The sequence below is a fragment of the Rugamonas sp. DEMB1 genome, from assembly GCF_029834475.1.
GTDB lineage: Bacteria > Pseudomonadota > Gammaproteobacteria > Burkholderiales > Burkholderiaceae_D > Rugamonas > Rugamonas rubra.
In genome coordinates this window covers 1,282,784-1,302,733 of record NZ_CP122407.1, presented here as the reverse complement: position 1 = coordinate 1,302,733, position 19,950 = coordinate 1,282,784, and the positions used below count along the sequence as shown (strand labels likewise).

General features: G+C 67.7%; 15 protein-coding genes. 4 read left to right on the top strand and 11 right to left on the bottom strand.

Annotation, left to right across the window (positions count from 1 at the left end):
• Window positions 1-1,029: 1,029 nt before the first annotated feature.
• The 4 genes from QC826_RS05925 to QC826_RS05910 all read right to left on the bottom strand — a co-directional run bounded on the left by QC826_RS05925 (window position 1,030) and on the right by QC826_RS05910 (window position 6,943).
• Window positions 1,030-1,758 carry a DUF6088 family protein gene (locus QC826_RS05925; RefSeq protein ID WP_279764794.1) on the bottom strand — a complete coding sequence of 243 codons (729 nt, stop codon included), beginning with the start codon at window positions 1,756-1,758 and terminating at the stop codon, window positions 1,030-1,032.
• Between the two features lie 86 nt (window positions 1,759-1,844).
• Complete coding sequence (locus QC826_RS05920) at window positions 1,845-3,002, bottom strand: hypothetical protein (protein WP_279764793.1); 1,158 nt, start codon at window positions 3,000-3,002, stop codon at window positions 1,845-1,847.
• A 199-nt stretch (window positions 3,003-3,201) separates the two neighbouring features.
• Complete coding sequence (locus tag QC826_RS05915; protein ID WP_279764792.1) at window positions 3,202-3,666, bottom strand: GNAT family N-acetyltransferase; 465 nt, start codon at window positions 3,664-3,666, stop codon at window positions 3,202-3,204.
• Window positions 3,667-3,724: 58 nt separating this feature from the next.
• Entirely contained in the window at window positions 3,725-6,943 is a 3,219-nt protein-coding gene (locus QC826_RS05910) for an error-prone DNA polymerase (RefSeq protein WP_279764791.1), read from the bottom strand.
• Window positions 6,944-7,121: 178 nt separating this feature from the next.
• On the opposite strand from QC826_RS05910, the gene QC826_RS05905 reads away from it, so the two are divergent.
• The 4 genes from QC826_RS05905 (at window position 7,122) to QC826_RS05890 (ending at window position 13,351) form a co-directional block, all read left to right on the top strand.
• Window positions 7,122-7,547 carry an HTH domain-containing protein gene (locus QC826_RS05905; RefSeq protein ID WP_279764790.1) on the top strand — a complete coding sequence of 142 codons (426 nt, stop codon included), beginning with the start codon at window positions 7,122-7,124 and terminating at the stop codon, window positions 7,545-7,547.
• Between the two features lie 241 nt (window positions 7,548-7,788).
• Window positions 7,789-10,188 (top strand): TonB-dependent siderophore receptor, encoded by a 2,400-nt coding sequence (locus QC826_RS05900; RefSeq protein WP_279764789.1) that lies wholly within the window; start codon window positions 7,789-7,791, stop codon window positions 10,186-10,188.
• A gap of 185 nt (window positions 10,189-10,373) precedes the next feature.
• A complete protein-coding gene (locus QC826_RS05895) occupies window positions 10,374-12,488 on the top strand; it encodes a bifunctional 2',3'-cyclic-nucleotide 2'-phosphodiesterase/3'-nucleotidase (RefSeq protein WP_279764788.1) in 2,115 nt (704 codons plus the stop codon).
• A 113-nt stretch (window positions 12,489-12,601) separates the two neighbouring features.
• A complete protein-coding gene (locus QC826_RS05890; protein ID WP_279764787.1) occupies window positions 12,602-13,351 on the top strand; it encodes a tetratricopeptide repeat protein in 750 nt (249 codons plus the stop codon).
• Between the two features lie 50 nt (window positions 13,352-13,401).
• On the opposite strand, the gene QC826_RS05885 is transcribed toward QC826_RS05890, so the two are convergent.
• The 7 genes from QC826_RS05885 to coaD all read right to left on the bottom strand — a co-directional run bounded on the left by QC826_RS05885 (window position 13,402) and on the right by coaD (window position 19,937).
• On the bottom strand, window positions 13,402-14,604 hold the full coding sequence (locus tag QC826_RS05885) for a ferritin-like domain-containing protein (RefSeq protein WP_279764786.1): 1,203 nt from the start codon (window positions 14,602-14,604) through the stop codon (window positions 13,402-13,404).
• Complete coding sequence (locus QC826_RS05880) at window positions 14,582-15,445, bottom strand: phosphate/phosphite/phosphonate ABC transporter substrate-binding protein (RefSeq protein ID WP_279764785.1); 864 nt, start codon at window positions 15,443-15,445, stop codon at window positions 14,582-14,584. The genes QC826_RS05885 and QC826_RS05880 overlap by 23 nt, the downstream gene beginning before the upstream one ends.
• Before the next feature lie 10 nt (window positions 15,446-15,455).
• Window positions 15,456-16,574: an acyl-CoA dehydrogenase family protein gene (locus QC826_RS05875; protein WP_279764784.1), complete on the bottom strand. Its 1,119-nt coding sequence runs from the start codon at window positions 16,572-16,574 to the stop codon at window positions 15,456-15,458.
• Window positions 16,575-16,939: 365 nt separating this feature from the next.
• Entirely contained in the window at window positions 16,940-17,770 is an 831-nt protein-coding gene (locus QC826_RS05870; RefSeq protein WP_279764783.1) for a DUF2145 domain-containing protein, read from the bottom strand.
• Complete coding sequence (locus QC826_RS05865; RefSeq protein ID WP_279764782.1) at window positions 17,770-18,273, bottom strand: hypothetical protein; 504 nt, start codon at window positions 18,271-18,273, stop codon at window positions 17,770-17,772. The genes QC826_RS05870 and QC826_RS05865 overlap by 1 nt, the downstream gene beginning before the upstream one ends.
• A 135-nt stretch (window positions 18,274-18,408) precedes the next feature.
• Window positions 18,409-18,777 (bottom strand): hypothetical protein, encoded by a 369-nt coding sequence (locus tag QC826_RS05860; protein ID WP_279764780.1) that lies wholly within the window; start codon window positions 18,775-18,777, stop codon window positions 18,409-18,411.
• A gap of 20 nt (window positions 18,778-18,797) precedes the next feature.
• Complete coding sequence (gene coaD / locus QC826_RS05855; RefSeq protein ID WP_093384314.1) at window positions 18,798-19,937, bottom strand: pantetheine-phosphate adenylyltransferase; 1,140 nt, start codon at window positions 19,935-19,937, stop codon at window positions 18,798-18,800.
• Window positions 19,938-19,950 lie beyond the last annotated feature (13 nt).

Sequence of the window (19,950 nt, the reverse complement as noted above, 5' to 3'; positions counted from 1 at the left end):
CAATAACACATCGAGCTTATCAACAAGAGATGACAGGCCTACTATCTCAACCAAGGATCTGCAGATTTATATTTCTTTAATTGGAATATTCATCCTTAGTCCACAGAGAGCAACCGCAGATTCTATATCCACAGGAAATTCGCAGCATATCAACTTCAAACACATGGAGAGTATAATGAAACTTATGAATAGCGATGAAATCAATTCTGTCGCCGGTGGCAGTCGCCTTCGAATGAGGGACGATAGCATGAACTGTACTTTTGACAGTTACGAGAGCGATATCGCTTCCGTCTTTGGAGGGGCAGCTTCTAGCACAGCTACAACAGTGGCCTGCACCGCACTTGGTAGCCTTGCGGGCTTAGCCGGGGGCCTCACGGCTGGTGGCCTGTGCCTACTGTCTCCCGCCCCTAGACCTGCCTGCGCGATACTTGGATCAATTACTGGCCTTGCTGTTGGCGCGAAGGTTGGACAGTCTTGTGCAAATAGTCTAAGGCAACTATAAATCGCTACCTCAGCATACGACGGCGTGTGCTGACGCCCCCCTTTTCAATGAAACATAGTCACTATCGAAGCCTGCTAAGTATGAAAAAATCTACAGAATATGTTTTCGTGACTATTGCGTGCATTGTAGCCACGGGAATGGCCATTTTCACATATCATAGCTACCATCCAGAAGAATCTTTATTAATTGAAATAGTTTCTGGTATTTCCGGAATTATTGGATCAATGCTCGCATATATTTTTTTCAATCGAAGGAAAGATAGCAAGTTAAGTAAATAACGAATTCAATCAAATTCGCAAAGCACAAGCTGAGGTGGTCCGATGACTAGACCGGCACATAGTCCTTGTGCCGGAGTATGGAAATATCGGGATGCCGCTCACCTCGACGCGAGTCTGTTGCGGCAAAAGCAAACCGAGCATAGACGACAAGACGCGTCCGGACTATTTGTGCCGCAAAAACCTGGCGCATGACACTCGATGGTCGGTTACAGGCTTCTAGAATAATAGCCGTAGAAATTCACGCATGAATCAGCCATTGCCTTGCGCGACGTGGCGCATGATGTCGGCGATCCACGCCGGCGCCAGCGCCGCGTCGTTTTGCAACACCGCCCTTTCCTCTGGCGTCAGCCTCCTCTTGAGCGCGGCGATGACCTGCGCGTCGACATGGGTACGTCCCAGATGACGCAGCGCCTGTATCGCCATGCCGCTGATACGCCCGGCCGTCGCCATGTTGCGCGGCGTTGTGTGCTTGAGAATGATGGTCTGACTACCGATTGCGATGGTGCGCGAGTTGCCATCAGTCAAAAAGGCCAGCTTAATCGGCACCTGTTCGGTCAGGCCCAGCAGGTTGGCGGCATAGGCGCCGGATGGCTGCAGCCGCAGGCTTCCCCGATTGGCAATTGCACTGGCGATCTCCTCGGTCGACGGCAACAGCCGCCCCATGGTCGCATGCGTACGCGGGACGTCGTACAGTCCCCGTGCCACGCGCCGGATCGTTCCGCTGGCCGTTAGCCGCGACAATACTTTGTCGATAGCGGCCCGGCTTCCCAAGTGCGCAAAATCCACCGGGCTGAACACCCGCCCCGCACCCGCCGCGCTCAGCAAGGAACGGATGGCAGCATCCACGCTGCCAGGCTTTTCCGCAGGAATTGGCTTTGCCGGGAGGGGTTCGCCGGGTGCTTGAATGATGGTTCGCATGTCAGAAAATATAGCACGTTTTTCTGACAAATCCAGCCCTGAACTCAATGACGCATCCATATTGCGGCTCCGTTGTGCTGAGGTGCAAGACTTGCGGCCACGCGGTCTTCAAGTGGGGTACGGGCCGGCAGGTGGTGGCTAAGCGATCAATTCACCCACAGCAACTGGCGCAGCATGCGCATGCCCGCCATGCTGTCATTGGTGGCACGCCGCTCGTAGCTCGCCAGCAGCTCGAACAGGGCCGACTTGGGATGGCCTGCGTCGACCCGCTGGCACATGCGACCTTGCTGCTCCGCCCCGCTCCAGCTGAGCAAACGGCGCGGCGGCTGTTGGAACAGACGCACCACGTTCAGGCCCTGGCCGGGCGGACAAAGGTCGGCCAGGCTGCCCAGCAAGCCGCCCTGCTTGGCTGCCGGCACCAGTAGGGTCTTGCCTTCCATTAAAGGGATGACCTGTTTGAGCACCTCGCCCCAGACGGCGAAGTCGCCCTCGTCCAAGTGCAGCGGGAACACGCTGTTGCGCTGGCGCGGGTTGGCGATCCACTCGGCGGCGTCGTCCTTCTCCGCCAGCAGGGCACGGCGCAGCCGCTCGGTGCTCTTGAAGCCGGCCACCAGCAGGGCGTGGGCGCGCTTGGCGGCGTCGGGGTCGACCAGCACGATCGACTCGGCGCTGTAGTTGTCGCCCTCGAGCGAATAGGACAGCACCATCTCGACCAGCGCCTCGGCGAAATAGTGGTAGCCCAGCGCCCAGGTCACGTCCGACTGGTCGACCTTGAAGCTGGCGTCGGCCAGGTACTCGTCGCGGTAGTAGTTGGGGTCGTCGGAGGCCAGGCCGACTTTCAACGGCCCGTCGTGGCGCTTGGGGATGGCGAAGAAGTTGCGCTCCCAGGTGGCGACGCGGCCGTCGCCGTTGAGGTCGCGGACCCAGTGCGACGGCGTCAGCAGCAAGCCGTCGCCGTCGCGCAGCTTGAGGCTTTCCAACAGGGCGCGCGTGGTGCGCAAGTCGTCGCGCACGCCCAGCAGCTCCTTGCGCACCACCTCGCTGATCTCGCGGTCCGACGGCGTGCCCTTCTCCAGCTGCGCCGAGCCCTGGTGGATGAAGGTGGCGACACGGCGCACCAGCTCGATATCGCGGCAGACCACCAGCGCCTGGCGCTCCTGCGGCGTGCGCGCCGCCTGCGGGCTCGGCAGGGCGGCGCAGGCCGCCTCGCTGCCGACGTCGCCGCCGGGCTCGGCGGCGGCAGCGGCGACGGCGCCGCTCGCGCAAAGGGAAATGATCAAGGCAACAAGGCGAACATGGCGCATGGCGGACTCCTGAGGGTATGACAAAGTGGGAAAAGCAAAGTGGGGGAAGCGAAAAGGCTAGCGGGACTCGACCCTACAGCGTAGGCAATGGCGAAGGGAACGCGTTGGCGAAGCGCAAGCCTACGCCAGTTTGCGCCCGTGCTGGCGCAGGACAGCGGTCGGCCCCGGCCGGGACGGGCGTTGCGCGGCCGCGCCGCGCCTAGGCCGGCAGGCCGCCCGGATCCAGGCGCATCGGGGTGTAGGCGATGCCGGCGTGCTCGGTGCGCGGCCCGGTCGGCACGAAGCCGAAGCGCTGGTACATCGGCAGGGCGAATTGGGAGGAGTTGACGGTGAAGCCGTCGATGTTGCCGGCGGCCTCGGCGGCGGCGCGCGCCGCCTGCCACAGGCGCCGCCCCAGCCCCCGGCCGTGCCAGGCGCGGGCGACGAACAGGTGGTACAGGTGCCCGTTGTCGCGCACGGCGACGGCGCCGACCAGCGCGCCGTCGACAAAGCCGAGCTGGTAGCGGAAGCGCGCGTCCTGCACGCAGCCGGCCAGCGCCTCGGCGCGCATGGTGGCGACGAACTGCTCGGCGCCGGCGCCGTCCGGCGCCAGCGTCATGAAGGGCAGCAGGTCGGCGATCAGCTCGGCGATGGCGGGCGCGTCGGTGGCGAGCGCCTTTCTCAATGTGAAATTTTCCATGTTGTGCATTTTGCCAGAATCCGCCGGGGGCCGCCCGCGCGCCTCAACAGAAATCGCGGCTGATGGTCGGCAGGCGCCCCAGCAGGTGCGACAGGTCGACCAGGCGCTTGGCCACCAGGTGGCGCACGCTGCCCTCGCGCTGCCACACGCCATAGACGCCGAGCAGGTCGGCGCCGAGCACCTCGCGGCGCTGCTGCTCGACCAGCGCCGGCCAGCAGATCACGTTGACGTTGCCGGTCTCGTCCTCGATGGTGATGAACAGCACGCCCTTGGCCGTGCCCGGCCGCTGCCGCACGGTGACGATGCCGCAGGCGCGCGCCAGCTGGCCGTTCTGGTAGCCGTTCAGGGTGCTGGCCGGCAGGAAGCGCTGTTCGAGCAGCCGGGGCCGCAGCAGCGCCAGCGGATGGCGCCCCAGCGTCAGGCCCTGGGCGCGGTAGTCGCCGAGGATCTCCTCGCCCTCGGACGGCGGGCGCAGCAGCGGCACCGCCTCGTCCTGCTGCGGCGTGGTCGGCCGCAGCAGGCCCTTGTCCGGCACCGCGCCGACCGCCTGCCACAGGGCCTGGCGGCGGTTGCCGGCCAGACTCAGCAGGGCGTTGCCGGCGGCCAGCACCTGCAGGTCGTGGCGGTCCAGCTGGGCGCGGCGCGCCAGGTCGCTGACGCTGGCGAAGGGCCGCGCCGCGCGCGCCGTCTCGATGCGCTCGGCGGACTCGGCGCGCATGCCGCGCAGCAGCGACAGGCCCAGCCGCACGGCCGGCTGGCCGGCCGCCGCGCCCGTCCAGTCGGCACCGCCCTCCTCGGCCAGCTCATCCAATTCCTCCAGCGCCGAGTCCCAGCCGCTGACGGCGACGTCGACCTCGCGCACCTTCACGCCGTGGCGGCGGGCGTCCTGCACCAGCTGCGAGGGGCCGTAGAAGCCCATCGGCTGGCTGTTTAGCAGGGCGCACAGGAAGGCGGCCGGCTCGTGGCGCTTGAGCCAGGAGCTGGCGTAGGTCAGCAGGGCGAAGCTGGCGGCGTGCGACTCGGGGAAGCCGTATTCGCCGAAGCCCTGGATCTGCAAACAGATGGCCTCGGCGAACTCGGCCGGGTAGCCGTTGTTGGTCATGCCGGCGATGATCTTGTCGTGGTACTTGTCCATGCCGCCCTTGCGCTTCCAGGCCGCCATGGCGCGGCGCAACTGGTCGGCCTCGCCGGGCGTGAAGCCGGCCGCCGTGATGGCCACCTGCATCACCTGCTCCTGGAAGATCGGCACGCCCAGGGTGCGCCCCAGCGCCACCTCCAGGCCGGGCGGGAAGTCGATCAGCGCCGGGTTCTGCCGCCGCTGCAGGTAGGGATGCACCATGCCGCCCTGGATCGGCCCGGGCCGCACCAGCGCCACCTCGATCACCAGGTCGTAGAAGCAGCGCGGGCGCAGCCGGGGCAGCATGCTCATCTGCGCGCGCGACTCGATCTGGAACACGCCGATGGTGTCGGCCTCACACATCATGTCGTAGGTGGCGCCGTCCTCGGCCGGCACGTCCTGCATGCAGAACACCGTGCCGCGCCGCGCGCCGACCAGGTCGAAGGCGCGGCGCAACGCCGACAGCATGCCCAGCGCCAGCACGTCGACCTTCAGCAGGCCCAGCTCCTCGAGGTCGTCCTTGTCCCACTGGATCACGCTGCGCTCGGCCATCGTCGCGTTCTCGATCGGCACCAGGCGCGACAACTTGCCCTGTGAGATGACGAAACCGCCCGGGTGCTGCGACAGGTGGCGCGGAAAGCCCAGCAGGCTCTGCGCCAGGGTGGCCCACTGCCGCGCCAGCCGCGACTCCGGGTCGAGGCCGCACTCGGCCAGCCGGTTCAGCAGGTCGCGCTTGCCGTCGAACCAGTGGTGCGCCTTGGCCACCTTCTCGACGATGGCCAGGTCGACGCCGAGCGCCTTGCCGGCGTCGCGCAGCGCGCTCTTGGGCCGGTAGCTGATGACCACGGCGGCCAGCGCGGCGCGCGCCCGGCCGTACTTGGCGTAGATGTACTGGATCACCTCCTCGCGCCGCTGGTGCTCGAAGTCGACGTCGATGTCGGGCGGCTCGGCCCGCTCGCGCGAGATGAAGCGCTCGACCAGCAGGTTGCCGCGCGCCGGGTCCACCTCGGTCACGCGCAGGCAGTAGCACACCGCCGAGTTGGCCGCCGAGCCGCGCCCCTGGCACAGGATGCCGACCGAGCGGGCGAAACGGACGATGTCGTAGACGGTGAGGAAGTAGGGTTCGTAGCGCAGCTCGGCGATCAGCTCGAGCTCGTGCTCGATCTGCTGCTGCACCTTGGCCGGGATGCCGTCGGCGAAGCGCTGGTGGGCGCCGATGTAGGTCTCCTGGCGCAGGTAGCTGGCCGGCGTGTGGCCGGGCGGCACCAGCTCGTCGGGGTATTCGTAGCGCAGCTCGTCGAGCGAGAAGGTGCAGCGCGCGGCGATGTTCAGCGTCTCGGCCAGCGCCTGCGGCGGGTACAGGTTGGCCAGGCGCAGGCGCGCGCGCAGGTGCTGCTCGGCGTTCTGCGCCAGGGCGTAGCCGCAGTCGGCCACCTGCTTGCCGATGCGCACCGCGCACAGGGTGTCGTGCAGCGGCTTGCGCGAGCGCACGTGCATGCAGACGTGGCCCAGCGCCACCACCGGCATGCCGTGCTGCAGAGCCACCTCCTCGATGCTGAGGCGGTGCGCCTCGTCGAGCGCGCGCTGCAGCAGGTTCAGGCCGACCCAGCAGCGGCCGGGGGCGGCGGCGGCCAGCCAGGCGGCCTGCCGGTGCAGCCGGTCGACGTCGGCCGCCTGGTGGGCCGGATAGGCCGGCAGCAGGATCAACAGGCAGTCCGGCAGGCCGCGCAGGTGTGCCAGGTCGGCCGGCGGCGCGGCCAAGTCGTCCGGCGTCAGCAGGTAGCTGCCCTTGGCGGCGCGGGTGCGCCCCAGCGTCACCAGCTCGGACAGGTTGCCGTAGCCGTTGCGGTTCTGCGCCAGCACCACCAGGCTCAGCGCGCGGCCGCCGTCCGGGTTGCTCAGGTGGAAATGGGCGCCGATCAGTAGCTTCAGCTTGCTGCGCTTGGCCTCGGCGTGGGCGCGCACCACGCCGGCCAGCGAGCACTCGTCGGTCAGCGCCAGCGCCGCGTAGTCGAGCTTGGCGGCGCGCGCGACCAGCTCCTCGGCGTGCGAGGCGCCCTGCAGGAAGGAGAAGTTCGACAGGCAGAACAGCTCGGCGTAGGCCGGCAGGCCCTGCGCTGGCGGCGGCTGGAATGGGGAGGACATGGCGCGGCGATCACTGTGTTTATATACAGCATTCTACTCCGATCCGGCCATGCTGCCGCGCATTCAAGGCGCCAGCGGCTCGCCAGGGTCACCATCGGGACTCGGCGATCCGTCTACTAGTCCCGGTCGGTTGTTTTAGTTGTTTGCAGTAGAATGAGGCTTGAACATGGAGGCAATCATGAGCAAGGCTCGCAATGCGCCCCCTGAAGCAAATAAGGCGTTTTTGACTCAGTTCGCAAGAAATGAGAACGCCTCTATCAAGCGCTTGGAAGAAACCGGGGATTTGCTCAAGTCCCGGCAGCTGGCAGAGCGCCTCGGTGTGACCCCTCAAGCCGTCTATAAGGCCGTTGGGGACCTGCGGATGTTTTCATTGGACGCCGGCGGCCGCAACAAGCTGTACCCGGCCTTCTTTGCCGACCAGGGACTGGAACGCGACCAGTTGGCAAGCGTATGCAAGGAACTCCATCACCTGCCTGGTACGAGCAAATGGCAATTCTTTACAACACCACGTCTTTCGCTGAGTAAAAAGAATCCGCTCGAGGCTTTGCGCAAAGGGAAGTTTGCGGATGTCATGGCCGCCGCCAAAGCGTTCAAGGAGGCCTAATTGGCAGCGAAACGGCTGACCAAACCAGACCAAACCCTTGCGACGGATAGCACCATCCCAGTTGTCCGAATGACGATAGTTGAACAGGGTTTTGTAGTAATTCCACCCATGTTTTTCAGCAGCCTCGACAGCTTGTGCGAAATTGTCACAATTCACATGCAAAACTGCCACGCACTATAAGCTTTTGGTATGTCTCCATGACAAATCTGACTAGAATCGAATTTTTCATGGGAGACGCAACGTGTTCACACCAACAACTTTACGCAAAGCCGTCTTACTCAGCCTGTATGGCAGCAGCGCCCTGGCGTTCGCGCCGGCCGCCCTGGCCCAGTCCGCCGGCGAAGCCGCGACGAGCCAAGCGATGCAATCGATCAACGTGGTCGGCTCGCGCCGCGCCACCAGCTCGGCCACCGACACCGTGGCGCCGATCGACGTCATTCCAATGAACAAGGCGGCCGAACAGGGCGGCAACTTCGACCTGTCGCAGACGCTGACCAACATCTCGCCGTCGTTCAACTCGACGCGGCAAAGCGGCGCCGACGGCGCCGACCTGATCGACTCGGCCGCGCTGCGCGGCCTCGGTTCGGACCAGACCCTGGTGCTGGTCAACGGCAAGCGCCGCCACACCACCGCCCTGGTCAACCTGTTCGGTGCGCGCAACCGCGGCAACACCGGCACCGACATGAACTCGATCCCGCTGCTGGCCATCAAGGACGTGCAGGTGCTGCGCGACGGCGCGGCGGCCCAGTACGGCTCCGACGCCATCGCCGGCGTGATGGACATCGGCCTCAAAAAGAGCCTGGGCTGCGAGGCGGTGGCAGGCTTCAGCCAATACTCGGCCGGCGACGGCAAGAACTACCTGACCTCGGCCTATTGCGGCCTGGCGATCGGCAACAAGGGCGTCATCGGCATCACCGGCGAGTACCTCGACCGGGGCCGCTCCAACCGCGCCGAGGCGGGCAATCCGCGCATCATCGGCGACACCGAAAGCAAGAACAAGACCCTGTACCTGAACGGCGAGCTGCCCACCAGCGCCACCGGCAAGCTGTACTTCACGGCCGGCGCGCAGACCCGCGACGCCTCCAGCGGCGCCTTCGCGCGCGCCGGCGTCGGCTCCGACGACATCCCGCGCCGCAACTCGGCGGCCATGTACCCGAACGGCTACGTGCCCTTCATCAACGGCGACATCAGCGACCAGTACGGCATCGTCGGCCACCGCAGCCAGCTGGGCGAATGGAACGCCGACGTCTCGCAGACCTACGGCTACAACAAGATGCGCTACAACATCAGCAACACGATGAACGCCTCGATCGCCAACCAGGACCTGCTGGCCGGCGGCAAGGGCGTCAGCCCGGGCCGCTTCGACGCCGGCGGCTTCTCCTTCCAGCAGCTGACCAGCAACGTCGACATCAACCGCTTCTACAGCGACATCCTGAGCGGCCTGAACATCGCCTTCGGCGCCGAGTACCGCAGCGAGGAGTACAAGATCTTCGCCGGCGAGGCCGGTTCCTACATCGACGCCGACGGCGTCAACTTCGGCGGCGCGCCGGGCAGCCAGGGCTTCCCCGGCTTCCAGCCGGCCGACCGCGTCAACGCCAAGCGCCACAGCAGCGCCGCCTACTTCGACGTCGAGGCCGACCTGACCGCCGCCGTCAAGGTGCAGGGCGCGGTGCGCTACGAAAACTTCAGCGACTTCGGCTCGACCGTCACCGGCAAGCTGGCCGGCAGCCTGCGCGTGGCCGACGGCGTGTTGCTGCGCGGCTCGGCCAGCACCGGCTTCCGCGCGCCGTCGCTGCAGCAGATCTACTTCTCGTCGACCTTCACCGACTTCGTCAGCGGCGTCGCCACCGACGTGGTGCTGGCGCCGAACGGCGGCGCCATCGCCAACGCCGCCGGCCTGCCCAAGCTGAAGGAGGAGAAGTCGACCAGCTTCACGCTGGGCGGCACCTGGACGCCGAGCCAGGCGATCTCGGTCACGGCCGACCTGTACAACATCAAGATCAAGGACCGCATCGTGCTGTCGGGCCGCTTCAACGCCGACAACTACCCCGCCCTGGGCGCCCGCCTGGCCGCGCTGGGCGTCGACCAGGCCCAGTTCTTCGTCAACTCGGTCGACACCAAGACGCAGGGCCTGGACCTGACCGCCTCGCACAAGACCAACTTCGGCGCCAACAAGCTGACCACCTTCCTGGCCCTGAACGTGGGCAAGACCGAGGTCACCGGCATCCACGCCCCGGCCAGCCTGAAGGGCTACGAGGACGTCCTGCTGTCGGAAAAGGAACGCCTGTACATCGAGCAGGGCGGGCCGCGCTCGAAGGCCACGCTGGGCTTCGACTACGTCACCGGCGCGCTCGAGACCGACCTGAAGATCATCCACTTCGGTCCGCAGACGCTGGGCACCTTCAGCGGCAGCGCCGCCGGCGTGCCCAACCAGCACTACGAGGGCAAGACCTCGGCCGACCTGAGCTTCACCTACGCGATCAACAAGAACACCAAGTTCACCTTCGGCGGCAGCAACATCTTCAACGCCAAGCCGAGCGCGCAGAACGTCGACGAGACCGACAACGGCTTCAAGTACGAGAGCGTGCAGTTCGGCCTGAACGGCGCCTCCTACTTCGGCCGCCTGTGGGTCAAGTTCTAATTGGTCAAGTTCTAAGCGCTCAAGTCCTAACGGCTCAAGCTCCAAGCTAGCCGAACCAAACAAGGCGCCCGCCACAGCGATGTGGCGGGCGCTTTTTCGTTCCTGTCGAGGGCGCCGGACGGTCATCGCCCTGTCATTTTGCCAAGGTAGAGTTGCCACTTTGATTTTTGGACCGTGGAAACTCGATGAAAATGAACAAGGCAATGTACGCCGCCCTGGCCGCGATCGGCCTGGTCGGCTGCGGCAGCAGCTCCACCACCCCGGAAGCGGCCAAGCCGGCCATCCCCGAGGGCACCACCGTGACCTTGGCGCTGATGGAGACCACCGACCTGCACACCAACGTCCTGAGCTACAACTACTACGCGCTGGCCGAGGACACCAGCCTGGGCCTGGAGCGCACCTCGACCTTGATCCAGGCGGCGCGCGCCGAGAATCCGAACAACGTGCTGCTCGACGACGGCGACGTCATCCAGGGCACCCTGCTGGCCGACCTGCAGGCGCTGACCACCCCGCTGCCCTGCGCCTCGACGCTGGCGGTGCACAAGGCCATGAACGCCCTCAAGTACGACGGCGGCGGCATGGGCAACCACGAGTTCAACTACGGCCTGCCCTTCCTCAGCCAGATCACCAACACCGACTTCGCCATCCCCGGCGTAAGCAAGCCGGCCGGCAAGTGCGGCGCGCCCGAGTTCCCCCTGGTGCTGAGCAACGTCACCGGCGTGGCCAGCCAGAAGCCGATCCTGCCGCCATACGCCCTGCTGGCGCGCGACTTCGCCGCCGTGGCGCCGGACGGCAGCAAGCTCAACGTCAAAATGAACATCGGCATCATGAGCTTCGTGCCGCCGCAGATCCTCGAATGGGACCAGAAGAACCTGGCCGGCAAGGTCGCCGTCGGCGGCGTCGTCGAGGCGGCGAAACAATACGTGCCCGAGCTGCGCGGCAAGGGCGCCGACGTGGTCGTCGCGCTGTCGCACGGCGGCCTCGACACCAGCGCCTACAGCCCGAAAATGGAGAACGGCAGCTACCACCTGTCGACCACCGGCATCGACGCGCTGATGATCGGCCACTCCCACCTGATCTTCCCGAAAGGTAAAGAGACCGGCGCCGCCGCGCTCGACGCCTCCTTCGCCGCCATCCCGGCCAGCGCCAAGGTCGACGCCGTCAACGGCTTCGTCAACGGCGTGCCGACCGTCATGGCGCAAAGCTGGGGCCGCCGCCTGGGCATCATCAAGCTGACCCTGGCCTACACCGCCGGCAAGTGGGTGGTGCAGCCGGCCAAGACCACGGTCGAGTCGCGCGGCTTCAAGTACACCGACGGCAGCACCCTGGTCAAGGCCGACCCGGCCATCGCCACCCTGGTGGCCAGCGAGCACGCCGCCACCATCGCCTACGCCAAGCAGCCGCTGGGCGTGAGCACCGACTTCGAGATGTCGGCCTACTTCGCGCTGGCCGGCGACGTCAGCGCGATCCAGCTGGTCAACCAGGCGCAGCTGGACTACGTCAAGAAGTTCATCGCCAGCAGCACCGACGCCACCCTGGCCAGCTACAAGAACATTCCGGTGATCTCCTGCAGCGCGCCGTTCAAGGCCGGCCGCAACGGTCCGACCGACTTCACCGACGTGGCGCCGGGCGCCAGCGCGGCGGCGCCGGTCGGCCTGCAGGTGCGCAACCCGGGCGACCTCTACCTGTACGGCAACAACAACCTGCAGGCGGTGAAGATCAAGGGCGTCGACCTGAAGGCCTGGCTGGAGACGGCGGCCAAGCAGTTCGGCCAGATCGATCCGGCCAAGACCACCGAGCAGGACCTGGTGCCGAGCTACGGCACGATCTACAACTACGACGTGTTCTACGCCGAGAACAACGCGCTGACCTACCAGATCGACGTCACCAAGCCGGTCGGCAGCCGCATCGTCAACCTGAGCTACCTGGGCAAGCCGGTCGCTGACGCCGACGACTTCATCGTCGCCACCAACGACTACCGTGCCGGCGGCGGCGGCGCCGTGCCCGGCATCGACGGCAGCAAGACCATCATCAAGTCGCCGGACGCCAACCAGACCGTGGTCAGCAACTACCTGACGGCGCTCGGCGCCAAGGCCGGCGGCGGCAAGGTCACGCTGGCCGGCAACGGCAGCGCGCAGAGCTGGAGCTTCGTCAAGACCACGACGGCCGGTCCGGTGATCCTGCGCTCGCAGCCCGGTCACCTGGCGCTGGCCAAGAGCAGCGGCATCAAGGCGATCACCGCCGAGGGCGGTTTGGACGCCAGCGGCTTCGCCAAGTACACGGTCGACCTGAGCAAGTAACCCGGGCAGGCAGTGGCTCCGCGCGCGGCCGCTTGGCCGACCGCGCGCGGCGACAGACGACGGCGCGTCCCGGCACACGGGGCGCGCCGATTTTGACATTCTGGAGGTAGACCATGAGCATACTCAAACCTTCCCGCCTGGCCCTGACGGTGGCCGGCGCCCTCGCCTTCGGCGCGTTGGCGGCCTGCCAGACGCCCGAGCAGACGGTCAGCTCGGCGCAGATCGAAACGGTGGCGATGACGGCCAACCAGCGCCAGGACGCCGCCGCCGAGCGCCGCCTGCGCGAATGGGCCAAGCAGGGCCTGCCGGTGGCCGAGCGCGAGCTGGGCATGCTCTACCGCGGCCGCCCGGCGCAGCGCGCCGAGACGATACGCCTGTTCGAGAGCGCGGCGCGGGCCGGCGACGCCGAGGCCGCCTTCCAACTGGGCGAGCTGTACCGCGCCGAGGTGGCCGGCGCGACGGCCGACCCGGCCGCCGCCGCGCCCTGGTACAAGCTGGCGGCGCTGCAACACCACGCCCGCGCGGCGCTGATGCTGGGCCTGCTGTACAAGAACGGCAGCGGCGTGCGCCAGGACGACGAGCAGGCCGCCAAATGGCTGGACCTGGCCAGCGACCAGGGCAACGCCCACGCCATGTTCCTGCTCTCCTACGCCTACAACGAGGGGCGCGGCGTGGTGCGCGACCCGGCCAAGGGCCGCAAGTTGCTGGAGGAGGCGGCCGAACACGAATATCCGCCGGCGATCCAGGAGCTGGCGATGGTGGTCCAGCAAGGCGACAGCCACAGCGCCAAGGACGAGCTGCGCGCCGGCCACCTGATGAAGGAGGCCACCGAGCACCGCCACAACAACTGGAACCGCTTCTAGTTTATAGATGGAAAGCGGCGCCGGACGGCGCCGCCCCAGGCGTCACGCCGTCACATGAAGTTGCGCGTGTGCAGGGACGACAGGCGCTGCGCGTCGTCTTTGGGGAAGCCGAGCCGTTCCAGGCGCGACTGGCGGCCCTCGGCCATGTCGCGCATCAAGCCCTGCACCTTCACATAGCCGGCGGCGATGGCCGGCGCGCTCAGCTCGCCCGCGGCCAGCAGGATCAGCGCGTCGAACACCTCCTCGTTCAAGCCCGAGGTGGTCGACAGCGCGTCGTTGCGCGACTGCACCGCGTTGGCCAGCCGGGCGCGGAAGGCCGGCTCGGCCTCCAGCCGCGAGGCCAGGTGGGTCATGCCGAAGGCGACGTGGCGCGCCTCGTCGCGCGCCGCCAGGCGGGCGATCTGCCGCGTCACCGGGTCCGGCGCGTGCTCGTGCAGGAAGTGCAGCAGGCTGACGAAGCTGCCCTCGCCCAGCACCGACAAGAGGAAACCGGCCACCGAGAAGTCCGACTCGTCGAGCAGGGTCTTCAGCGAGGCCTGGCCGCCGGCCGTCGACAGCGCCGGATCGCGCCCCTTCAGGCGCAGGCGGCGGGTGAACACCTCGATGTGGCGCGCCTCGTCGGCCACCTGGATCGCCAGCACCGCCTGCACCTCGCGGAAGTGCGGATGCAGCTGGCCGAGGAAGCGCGCCGGCACCAGCAGCGCCGCCTCCTCGTTCTCTATCATATAGGTCAACACCTGGACGACGGCGTCCTCGACCATGTCGGGCAGCTCGAACGGCGCCGCCCAGTCGATCGCCGTCTCCGGGTCCCACTGCGCGGCGGCGGCCTGGGCGTACAGCTCGGCGGCGCGGCCGGCCCACACCTCGCTCTTGCGGTCGAGGCGGAACCGCATCGGCGGCGAACCGGCCTCCACCGTGGCGCCGCGCGCCGCCAGGCCCCAGCGCGCGTCGGCCTGCTCGGCCAGCGCGCCCTCGCGCGCCGGGTCGGCGTGGCCGCTGCTCAGCGCGCCGCGCCAGCGTCCGGCGGCGGCCGCGCCGCGTTGCACGCGCATGGCCGGGCTGCCGTCGCGCTCGCCGGCCTGGCAGGGATGGCCCTGGGCGCGGCACCAGGCGGCCAGTTGGCCGGCCCAGTCCGGCGCCGTGCCGACCACCCACAGCTCACCGTCGGCCGGCAGGGCCGCCAGCGCGTGCTTGACCAGCAGGTGGGCGCCGGCGTCGAAGCCGAGCGCCTCAATATTGATAGTCGCTTGCAATGATGTTCCCTTCCGCGTCGTAGAAACGCTCGTCGTCGACGGCGCGCACCAGCGCGTCGTAGCCGCTGCTGCGGCCCGGCAGCCAGGCCTTCAGGCCCTCCAGTTCGAGCAGCGGACGCACCGCCGGGTCGTCCCAGCGCATCGCCAGCAGCAGCGCGGTGAAGCGGCCGATGGCGGCCGACGGCGCGCCCGGGCTGACGGTGAAGTTGCAATGGTCGAAGGCCTCGGTGCGCGCCAGGATGCGGCTGGCGCCGGCCGGCAGCACGCCCTCGCGCGAGAAGGCCATGTGGTTGCCGTCGATCATCCAGGCGGCGTCGATCTCGCCGGCCATCAGCGCCAGCGCGGCGTCGCGCTCGCCGCCGATGTGGTCGCCGTGCTTGCCGCCGAGCACGTCGAAGCGCCGCGCCGTGAAGTCGCGCCCGGCCAGCAGGCCGTTGCGGCGCAGGTGGTCGAGCGGGATCAGGCGCGCCTGCGGCGAGTCGATGGCGCCGAAGCCGACGGTCTTGCCGGCCAGTTCGGCCAGCGTGGCGATGGGCGCGTCGGCCCGTGTCACCAGCACCGAGGTCAGGTCGCAATCGCTGTCGCGCATCGCCACCGTCTGCAGCGAGTGGCCGCGGGCGCGCGCCATGCGCTCGGCGCGCACCCAGGCCAGCGGCGAGTTCCAGGCCAGCGCGATGCTGCCGTCGAACTGCGCCTCGACCTGGCGCTCGTAGTTCGAGTAGAGGATGTAGTCGAACTCGAAACCGTGGCGGCGGAAGTACTCCTTGAAGCCCTCCCAGATCGTCACGACCTTGGGCGCGTAGGCCACCGCGCCCATCATCAGGGGTGTGTTAGTCGTCATGGCCGCCCCCTTAACCGAACACCGGCATGCCGCAGACGGCCTTGCCGATGAAGTCGTACAACACGTCCGAGGTCGGCGCCATCACCGAGGCGGCGCGGGCGTCGCGGAAGTAGCGCTCGATGCCGACGTCCTTGCGGAAGGCGGCGCCGCCGCACACGCGCATCGCCGTGTCGGTCACCTCCAGCGCCGCCTCGGCGGCGGCGGCCTTGACCTGCATCACGCGCAGCATGGCGTCGGCGCGGCCGGCGGCCAGCGCGGCGACGGTGTCGTCGCGCAGCGTGCGCACCATGTCGGCCTGGATGCGGGCGCGCGCCAGGTAGGCGCGGATGGTGGGCAGATCGGCCAGGGTGCTGCCCAGGTGCTCGAACTTGCTGGCGCCGACGTGGCCGCAGGCCGCCTCCAGCGAGGCGTCCATCAGGCCCAGCGAACAGGAGGCGATCAAGGTGGCGAACACCGGCAGCACGTTGCCGATCATCACGTCGAAGGCGCCGCCGTCGGCGCCCAGCATGGCCGAGGCCGGCAGGCGCACGGCGCCGGCCGTCAGCGGCGAGGAACGGTTGCCGCGCAGGCCCAGGCCGTCGAAGAACTTGGCCTCGCTCAGGCCGGCGGTTTTGCTGTCGACCAGCCACAGGGTGCTGACACCGGCGCCGTCGACCGGGCCGGTCGACCAGACGTAGGAGTCGGCCTCCGCCGCCGAGGTGACCATGGTCTTGCTGCCGTCGACGACGATGGCGTCGCCGTCGCGCCGCGCCGTGCCGACCGGCGCCCAGAAGTGGCTGCGCGAGCCGCTGTCGGACCAGGCCAGCGTGCTCAGGTGGCGGCCGGCGGCGATGTCGCGGCGCAGCGGCTCGCCGGCGAACTTCTCCAGCACCGTGGTGGCGCTGTAGTGCATGCACACCACCATCGCCGTCGACGGGCAGGCCTTGGCGATGCGCTCGACCACCTGGGCCGCCTCGGCCAGGCCCAGGCCCATGCCGCCGACCTCCTTGGCGCTGATCAGGCCGAGCAGGCCGGCCTGGCCCAGCGCCGTGATGGCGGCGCGCGGAAAGGCGGAATCGCGGTCGGTGGCCGGCGCGGCCGGGGCGATGGTGGAGCTGACGATGGCGTCAAGTGATTGCAGATATGGCATGGTATCCCTTTGGAAACGGCGATGGGTCGCCGCCGGCCGGCAAGGAGGGAGGACAGATAGGATGGCGATACCAGACCGCGCGGCGGACGGCAAGGCGACGGGGCCAGCTCCGGTTGCGACGGCGCACCTCTATATGTTCCGCGGACCTGCTGGACGGCAGCGCTAGGAAACGGTACTGCGGTCGGTTTCCTCCCACGCCAGCCACGCACAGGGCCGTCGGACCCGGCGCGCCTCATGGTGGGGCGCGCTCGGCGTAACGGCGGACCGGCTTGGGACAAAGCCGACAACGCCGCCAGTTTACCAGACTCGCCGCGCCGCCAGAGGGGCAAATGCGCGCGCCGGCCGGGCGGCGCGCAACGAGGACACTAGGGCGCCGACGGTTTGCGGCCCTTGATCTCGGTGAAGCGCCAGCCCTCGTCGCGCTGGCGCACGAAGGCGACGATGGAGTCGACCGTCACGGCGTTGATGCGGTCGGAGAAGCGCAGCGCGCTCGGATGGTCGTCGAAGGCCACGTTGGCCTTGACGATGCGCCCGCCCAGGCGGGTCAGCGGGCCGATGCGCATTTCCGTCGGCTGGTAGCCGGCCATCTTCAGCCAGGCCTGCGCCTGCTCGCGGCTGCGGATGCGCACATCGCTGGCCTCGGCCGCCGCCAGCAGCTCCAGCACCCACTGGTTGGAGTTCTGGTACTTGGTCGAGAAGGGATAGGCGACCATGTTGTACTTGGCCTCGTGCAGGCCGCGCAGCACGCCCGGCGCGCGCAGATGCTCGGCCAGCTTGGCGCGCAGCTTCTCCGGCGGCACGATCAGGATCGCGTCCAGGGTGAACGGGTCGGCCAGGAAGAAGTTGGCCAGGCCGTCGATCCACAGGTCCGAGCTGGCCGTGCCGCAGTCGTTGAGCAGCTCGTAGACCCGCCACGGCTGCTTGGCGTCGCCCCGGTAGACGACGCCGACGTGGGTGTACTTGAGGCCGTACTTGGACAAGTCCTGGCCCTGCCGGCCGACGATGGCGATGTCGCTGCCGGAGGCGTTCAGGGCCGTCTGCACCGCCTGGCCGGTGGCCAGCGCGTCGCTCAGGCTGCCGCTCGACAGCGGCCGCTCCTCGCAGGACTGGCCGGCGCGGGCCGGCGCCACGCACAACGCGGCGGCCACGGCCAGCGCGCCGCAGGCCACGGCCAGCGGCCGTATCCGGGCCGCCATCAGTTGGCCGGCACGCGGGCTTGCGACAGCAGCGCCTCGCCGATCGCGTTGGGGATGAAGGCCAGCACCTTGCCGGACGCCACCAGGATGGTGCCGGTGGTTTCGGACAGCACCTGCACGGTGCTGCCGACGGAGACGCCGACCGCGTTCACGGTCTTGCCGGCCAGCTTGACCGACAGCTTGGCCGACGAGCCCACGCCCGTCATGATCACCTCGACGGTGTCGCCCACGCCCTGGACCACGCCCTGCACGATGAAGGCGCTGCCGACGCCGGCCAGCGCCAGGCCGGTGCTGGCGTCGGCCGGGCCGCCGTGGATCGAGCCGACCACGCTGCCGGCCGGGGCGACGATCACCGACATGGTGCCGATCGAAATATTCTCCGACGCGCTCTTGCGGCCGGAACCGTTCTGCGCCTGCGCGGCCGGGGCGGCCAGGACGGCCAGCGCGGCGATGGCAAGCGCGGCGAGCGCGGCGGAGTAACGCAAGGTGGTGCTGAAGCTCATGAAATATCCTATGAAAATACTGCCATTGGTTCGCACCCGCAACAAGCGGTGCCGCGCACAACCTTAATCAAAAAGTCACGTTGCCCAAAGAATCATAGCATTTTTCACACCCTCCCCCGCCCTGGCTGTCGGCGGCTACTTCCACTCGCCGCGTTCCTGCAGCACCAGCTTGCGGCCGATCGTGACGGTCAGCTCGCCGCCGTCGGTGACGATGTAGTTGACGTTGCCGTTCCTGAACTCGTAGCCGATGAAGCGGCACGGCGTGACGCCGTCGGCGCACAGGGTGTGCATGGTCTTGCCGTTCAGGCGGATCGCCTTGCCGTTCTTTTTGCTGGTGCCGGTGTAGCCGACCTTGTCGCAGCTGACGTTGCCCTCGGCGCAGTGGCGCTCGATGGCGATGGTGAAGGACGGCGTGTCCAGCGTCTCGGCGCGCGCCGGCGCCGCCGCCAGCACGCCGGCGCCCAGCGCGGCGCCCAGCAGCACGCCAATGGATCGTGGTGTCATCAAAGTCTCCCGGGAAAAGGTCAGCCGGCCAGCCGCGCCATTTCGCGCTGCATGTTGTCGATGGCCCGCTCGTTGTAGTGCTCGGAAAAATAGGCGTCGCCGAACAGCAGGCCGGCCTCGGCCTTGCGGCACAGGTGGCGCAGCACGCCGCAGCGCCGCTGCACGTACTCGACGTCGTCGACGTGGCCGAACTCCTGGCGGATGCCGCGCGCGTAGTTCTGGTAGACCTCGTCGTCCTGCGCCAAAATGGCCAGGTCGACGCTGAGCATGATGTGCTTGAGGCGGTGGGCTATCGACTGCTCCTGGAAGTGGTCGGTGGCGCGGATCAGCTCGACGGCGTCGGCCATGTCGTGGCTCAGGCTGCTGCCCAGCCACAGCTGGGCGCTGCCCTCCTCGTTGCTCAGGCCGTCGGCGCCGTGCTCGTAGATGGCGTCGTGGAACCAGAAGGCCTGCTTGACGATGTCGACGTCGCGCGGCTCGGGGGCGGTGTTGGCGGCCCAGGCGCGGATCTCGCACAGGCCGTGCACCAGGTGGTCGAGGTTGTGGTAGTGGCGCGTCGCGCCGCCGTAGGCCGTGGCGCCGGTCAGGCGGGCGAACCACTCGTCGGCGTGGGCGGTGGCCGGCACGTCGGCGTGGGCGTAGTCCCACAGCGACTCCCACTCGGCGCGCAGCCAGCTCATCACCCAGGCGTGGTAGGCCGGCCCGGGCACGAACTTCTTCATGATCCAGTTCCAGCCGATCGGCCCCTCGAGCGCCTTGACGAAGCTCGAGCTGACCGAGCCGAGGTCGCGCGGCGGCATGACGAAGATGGTCTTGGCGCCCTGCAGCACGTCGACGTTGGTTTGCTGGATCAGGTTCTCGTAGTCGAAGTCGGCGGTGGTGCGGATGCCGCGGATGAGGCAGTCGGCGCCGTGCTTCTTGGCCGCGCGCGCCGTGTAGTCGCCCTTGACGATGACCACCTGGACGTTGTCCCAGCCCTCCTCGGCGCAGCTCAGGTCGATGATGCTCTTGCGCTCCTCGGCGGAGAACTTGGGCTTCTTCGACGAGTTTTCGGACAGGAACACCACCACCTCGTCGGCGATCGAGCGCGCCTCGCCGATCACCCACATGTGACCGTTGGTGATCGGGTCGAGTGTCCCGGAAAAACCGATTTTCTTCATTCGCCGCTCCGCC